Annotated in this window: 2 pseudogenes; one reads left to right on the top strand and one right to left on the bottom strand. The window is 59.2% G+C overall.

Annotation, left to right across the window (positions count from 1 at the left end):
* A pseudogene (locus H8A95_RS42995) lies at positions 1-843 on the top strand (IS630 family transposase); the annotation flags it as partial.
* A 24-nt stretch (positions 844-867) separates the two neighbouring features.
* Here the strand turns inward: H8A95_RS42995 and H8A95_RS42990 are convergent.
* A pseudogene (locus H8A95_RS42990) lies at positions 868-1448 on the bottom strand (recombinase family protein); the annotation flags it as partial.

Genomic DNA, 1448 nt, shown 5'->3' with positions numbered 1-1448 from the left:
CCCCGAAGCAAGAGAAGTCCACCTTTCGCAGAAAGATCGCAAGGTGCTTGAGGCGTGTTGGCGCTCGCCGGTGACGTTGCAGCGCGATTTGAAGCGGGTGCGGATAGTTCTGTTGGCGGCGGAGGGGCGTAGCACCCGCTCGATCGCCAAGGAAGTCGGAGTCCAGCCGCGGATTGTCAGCCTTTGGCGGCGCCGCTATGCCGATCATGGCCTTGAAGGGCTGCAAGACAAGCCGCGGCCCGGCAAGCAGCCATCTATACGAAGGCCACCGACAAGCGGATTCTGAAGCTGCTGGATAAGCCGTCCCCGCAAGGATTTGCGCGCTGGACCGGCCCTCTGCTGGCCGAGGCGCTGGGTGATGTTGACGTCCAATATGTCTGGCGGTTCCTGCGCAGCCACAAGATTGACCTCGTAGCCCGCAAGTCCTGGTGCGAGAGCAACGACCCGAACTTTACGGCCAAAGCCGCCGATGTTGTTGGCCTCTATGTCGCCCCGCCCGCGAAGGCCATTGTGCTATGCGTGGACGAGAAGCCCTCGATCCAGGCCTTGGAGCGAGCGCAGGGTTATCTGAAGTTGCCCAATGGCCGCGCCTTGACCGGCCAGAGCCACGATTACAAGCGGCATGGCACCACAACACTGTTTGCGGCCCTTGAGGTCGCCACCGGAAAGATCATCGCGACGCATTCAAAACGTCGTCGCCGCGTCGAGTTTCTCGATTTCATGAACAGCATCACCGCGGCCTTTCCGGGCCGAAAGCTTCACGTCATCCTCGACAACCTCAACACCCACAAGAAAAACGAGCCTTGGCTCAAGTCAAGTCAGGTCCCGGTGTCACAATGGCATGACGTGATTGCCGAGCCGATGACTTCATGATGCCTCCTTCTTCGAACGCTTGGTGCGTCGTACCCGGTTGCGAAGCTGGGTAATTTGTTTGTCTGAGAGCTCGATCTGCCATGGCTGGCCTTTGGCCAACTGACGACCTACCAGCAATCCGCGCGCAAGATAATCGAACACCGTCTGCGAGGTTACACCAAGCTCGGCCGCAGCGCCCTGAATCGAGAAGCTACCGTCAGGCCAGCGCATCGGATTCTTGTCCACGCCGTTGATTTTGATGGTGGGAATGCCCCAGCGGGTACGCAACAACCAGACGTTCTCGCCTTTGAAGGCGCAGCCTCGGGCCGCGACGAAGCCTTCCTGATTGAGTATTGCCGCGATCTCGCCATCCATTTTGTGTTCAGCATTCAACTCGACGATCCGTCGCCGCAACCGATCAATGTCGATGTAATCGCGGTAGGTGTGAACGCGCCGTTGTACGTGATGCTCGCTGGTTGCGCCGGTCTGCCAGACGATCTTGAGCCACACCTGACCTCGGGTCCGCTTCTGATCAAGAACGACTTCGCGGATGACAAATCGTAGAATGCGCTTGCGATCGGCTGCCGACGTGGTGA

The sequence above is a fragment of the Bradyrhizobium oropedii genome (assembly GCF_020889685.1).
GTDB lineage: Bacteria > Pseudomonadota > Alphaproteobacteria > Rhizobiales > Xanthobacteraceae > Bradyrhizobium > Bradyrhizobium oropedii.
This window is presented reverse-complemented; position numbering and strand designations above follow the sequence as displayed.